The 4,834-nt window shown below is 62.4% G+C and carries 2 protein-coding genes; both read right to left on the bottom strand.

The features are described from left to right. Positions 1 to 159 precede the first annotated feature (159 nt). Positions 160 to 2,454: a T9SS type A sorting domain-containing protein gene (locus OEX18_15675; GenBank protein ID MDH4338702.1), complete on the bottom strand. Its 2,295-nt coding sequence runs from the start codon at positions 2,452 to 2,454 to the stop codon at positions 160 to 162. A gap of 9 nt (positions 2,455 to 2,463) precedes the next feature. Then, entirely contained in the window at positions 2,464 to 4,764 is a 2,301-nt protein-coding gene (locus OEX18_15670) for an SBBP repeat-containing protein (GenBank protein MDH4338701.1), read from the bottom strand. Between the last annotated feature and the right edge of the window lie 70 nt (positions 4,765 to 4,834).

Raw genomic sequence — 4,834 nt, 5'->3', positions numbered from 1 at the left:
CGCGGTGGACGAGCTGGTGGCTACGGCCAGCACGGACGACAAGGACGCCATCCTCGCCGCGGTGGAGAAGGTCCACATGGTGTATGTGAGAACCGAGAAAATCTTCGGCTGAGAACATGCGCACGGTGGGGGAGTCCCCACCGTGCGCTCACCACGCCCCTACTTCAGAAGCACCATCTTTCGCGTGCGCACTGCACCATTCTGCTCGATCCGCGCAAAGTAGATTCCTGAGGGAACCGACACCGCGGAGTCCGAGCGCCCGTTCCAGTCCGCGCGGTATGCCCCTGCGTCACGTGTCTCGCTGTCAACCAGCGTGGCCACGCGCGCTCCGCGTGCGTCGTATATCGCCACGGTCACGCTGCCGCGCGAAGGAACCGTGTAGCTGACCACGGTCGACGGGTTGAACGGATTGGGAAAATTGCTCACGGATAGAATGTAGCCGCGTGGCGTTCCGCCCACGCCCGAAGGAACCTTGATCGCCCCGGCCCCGCTCTCGTTCCCCGAGAAGTCCGTGGCGGTCACAAAGACGTACTGATAGTCGTGCCCGGTCACGTCCATGGAAGTGCCGATGGTATGGTCCACGAGTGTCGCATCGGCGAAATACTGGGTCGGAGAACCGTATACGGTGAAGTAGTCGAAGTCCTCCGCCGCGGACTTGTTCCAGGAGAGCGTTCCACTACCATAGAGGAGGCCCCCTGGAATTGCGGGCGCGAGGTTGTCCACGGAGTAGCCGCTATCGGCCGGAGAATCGAAGTACGCATACTTGTCCACCGTTGCGGCGCGGACAAAGAACGTCGAGTAGTGCTGGCCGAAAGCGATGGTGGAGTCTGCGTCGGTGGGTGCGTCGATGAAATAGGTATCCGTCCCATGGGCGGTCAGTTCACCCGCATAGACCCAGCCATCAATCAGCAGCCGCGCCGAGCGAGGCGGTGTCGCCATGAGGGGGAGGGTGTCGATGCGCCGGTAGACTTCGTATCCCGTCACGGACACGGGTGATTGGGGCACGTCGAAACCGGAACGGTTGAACGCGACGCGGACCCGCCGCCCCTCGTCGTTGGCGACGTCCATGACAGAAGCAATGGTCGGCACGGCAGGCCGTGGTCCGTAGCGCGCCAGAAAGACATCGTTGCCGCCTGCGCTGGTCAGAGGCGAGCCGCCCAGGTTGGTGGTTCCGCCAAAGTAGCCGGTTACCAGCGTGTTTCCCCACGGATCCACCGCGACCGCCCGGCTGCTTTCAATCGATGTCCCGCCCGCGTGAAGATCCCACTGGTATGCGCCAGCCTCGTCGTATCGCGCGAGAAACAGGTCGTCCACACCGTTGCTAGTCACGTTGCCGCCACCAAAGTTCGCCGTGCCGCGGTATGACCCGGTCACGAAGACATCGTTCCCGGTGCCCGTGGCCACGGCGTAGCCATAGTCGTAGCTGGTTCCGCCGAAGCGCTTGCTCCACTGATGTGCACCCGCGGCGTTGTACCTGGCCAGAAAAACGTCGGAGGAGCCAGCGCTGACCAGGTCTCCTCCGCCAAAATCAACCGTTTCGTAGAATGTCCCCGTCACCACAACGGCCCCGGAGGCATCCGCGGCCACCCCGTACCCGTAGTCGAAGGACGCTCCGCCCATCCGCCGGCTCCACTGATGCACACCGGAGCTGTTGTATTTCGTGAGCCATATGTCATTGGCGCCGGCGCTGACGAGATCGCCGCCACCAAAGTTGGCTGTGCCATAGAAAGTACCCGTGGCGAAGACGTTTCCCGACGCGTCCACGTCGACCCCATAGCAGTTATCCGTCAGGTTGGACCCGCCACGCCGGCTCCAGAGGTTTCCACCACCGGCGGTGAGGGCCACCACGACGGCGTCGCTGGAACCGGCGCTCACCAGAATTGCGCTCCCAAAGTCGACCGTTCCCGAGAACGAACCAGCAATGATCACATTGCCGGTAGGAGCGATGGCGAGCGACTGGGCAAGCTCCTGTGCCGTTGAACCAAAACGCCGGCTCCAGGAGTGCGCGCCGTTTGGTTCGAAGCAGGCAACATAGATGTCCGACGAACCCGCGCTCACCAGATCACTGCCACCAAAGTTCACGGTGGCGGAGAAGTAACCGGCTATGAAGACATAGCCTCGCGAATCAAGGGAAACAGCAAACGCGTAATCGTCAGAAGTGCCACCATAGCGCTGGCTCCACACGTGAGTGCCGTCTGCAGAGAACTTTGCAAGGTAGATGTCGCGTGCACCGGCGCTCACCAGGTTGGAGCCTCCCAGATTTATGGTTCCGGTGAAGTAGCCCGCCGTCAGCACGTCGCCGGACGCGTCGACGGCCACGGCCGCACCGTAGTCGTCCGTTGCGCCCCCAAGACGCTGGCTCCAGAAATGAGCGGGCGTGAGCGCTGCGAGTGGTTCAGCGGCCGCAAGAAGCAATGACACGCACAGAAGAATAGTCAGCCATGTGTATTTCATGTTCATGCCTCACTTGAGGAGGAGCAGTTTGTGGCTCCTCGTGCCGCTGTTGTGCTGTAGGCGCGCAAAGTACACGCCCGAGCTCACCGGACGCCCGGCGTTGTCGCGGCCGTCCCAGGTTGCGCGATACTCTCCCGCGTCGGCGTAATCGTCGACCAGCACCACCACCTGCGCACCGCGCGCGTCGTGTATAGCCAGGCGCACGTTCCCGCGCGCCGGGAGGGTGTAGCTAATCGCCGTTGCGGGATTGAATGGATTCGGGTGCGACGAGAGCGAGAGGAGTCGCGCCGCGGGCGGTGCTGTTTCGCTCACGAGAGATATCTCCGCCGCCTGACTCTCGTTGCCGGATCGGTCTGTCGCCGTTACCCGGTAGACGTCATAGGCGTGCTGCGACACGTCGATGGACAGTTCACGGGTGCGGCCGATTGTTCCGGAACGACTGTCAAAACCGGCTCTGCCTCCGTAGATCGTGAAGTGATCCACGTCCGGATCATCCGGGGCGGTCCACGTCAGCACGCCCTCCGAATAGGCCAGAGCACCCGGCACGCCGGGCGCCAGATTGTCGACGGAACTGCCGCTGTCGGGCGGGGAGTCCCAGTACAAGAAGTGATCATCGCTCGCCGCGCGAACCAGGAATACCGAAGGGTGCGGTCCGTCGACGGTTGAATCCGCGTCGGTGGCTGCGTCGGTCACGTACGCATCATCACCGTGCGCGGGGATGCTGCCGGCCCACACCCACCCCGGCGACTCGAGCGCGGAGCGGGCCTCGCTCGCATTCGACGGCGCAAAAGCGGCCAGCGGGTCATCGCGGCGGTAGATCTCGTAGCGGCTGACGGGGTGTGCCGATTCGACCCGGTCCATCGCCGATTGCACAAAGCGAATCCGGACCCTTCGGCCCTGGTCGTTTCCGATGTCGGAGATGGAGGTTATGACCGGTTCCGCGGGCCGGCCGTCGAACCGCACGAAGAATGCATCCTGACTGGTCGCCGTGCCCTGGTTGAGGTCGCCGCCACCAAAGTCAAGCGAGCCGGTGAAGTGCCCGCACATGTACGTCGTGTAGTCCTGGCTCGCGGCGAGTGCGGATGCCGATTGAATGTAGCTGTCCCCGTAGATCCGGCTCCAGACGTGCTTGCCATCCCAGGTGAACTCGGCGAAACACAGATCGTTGGACGCGGAGACGAGATCGTCGCCTCCGAAATTCACGGTACCGTTGGTGAATGCGCCCAGAAACACGCGATCCAGACTGGTGGTGACGCAAGTACCCCACTGAGGGGAATTGTCTCCAAACCCTTTGCTCCAGCTGTGAATGCCGCCCGGACCAAATTTGGCCAGGAAGATGTCCTCGCCGCCCGCATTCGCCAGATTGCCACCCCCGAAATCGACGGAGAAACTCGAGTAGTACCCGGTGATGTAAATGAACCCGGCGCCGTCCAGCGCGATACCACTGACTCCGTCGTTGTCAAGACCACCGAATCGATTGCCCCACTGATGGACGCCAGCCGGGTCGAAGCGGATCAGGAAGACGTCCCAGAGACCCGCGGATGAGAGGTTGCCACCGCCAAAGTTGACAGTGCCGGTGAGACTTCCAGACAGGTAGACAGCGCCCGCATTGGCCGCAACGACGGGCCTCATGTCGCTGCCGACGGAACCGAAGCTGCGACTCCACTGGTGGACCCCCGCCGAGTTGAACTTGGCGAGAAAGCCGTCGAAAGTTCCCACACGGGACAGGTTGCTCCCGCCGAAGTTTACCGTTCCTGAGAAGTAGCCCGCGATGTAAACGCCATCGACTCCGTCGCACGCGACGGAGCTTCCTATCTGAACATCAATGTTGCCGAATGACTTGCTCCATTGATGCGTTCCCGCGGCGTCGAACCTGGCCATGAAGATGTCGGCATCGCCAGAACTGGTAAGTGTGCCGCCGCCAAAGTTGATCGTCCCGTAGAAGGTGCCGGTCACATAGACGTTGCCGTATGGATCCGCGGCGATGGTTCCGCACTCCTGCTGGTTCGCGTCACCAAAGCGTTTGCTCCAACGATGGGTCCCATCCACGTCGAAACAGGCGAGAAAGACGTCGTATGCGCCGGCGCTCGTCAACGGTCCGCCGCCAAAGTCGGCGACGCCGGTGAATACTCCTGCCACATAGACGTGGCCCGCGCCATCGAGCGCAACGCCGGTCGCTTTTACCGTGGCCGTTGTTCCCCCAAACCCCTTGCTCCAGGCGTGGGCCGGGATGATCGTGAGTGCGTGTGATGAAGAGGGAAAAAGCGCGGCCAGGAAGGACAGGAACACTACCCAAAGCGAGGATCTCATGAGAACCCCTCCGTGCAGTGCGGCCCTGATAGCCAGTATCGTACGCGAGATCAGGCGGGACGAAAATGAT

The sequence above is a fragment of the Candidatus Krumholzibacteriia bacterium genome (assembly GCA_029865265.1).
GTDB lineage: Bacteria > Krumholzibacteriota > Krumholzibacteriia > WVZY01 > JAKEHA01 > JAKEHA01.
The sequence above is the reverse complement of the archived record's forward strand: the minus strand, read 5'-3'. Positions and strand labels throughout refer to the sequence as shown.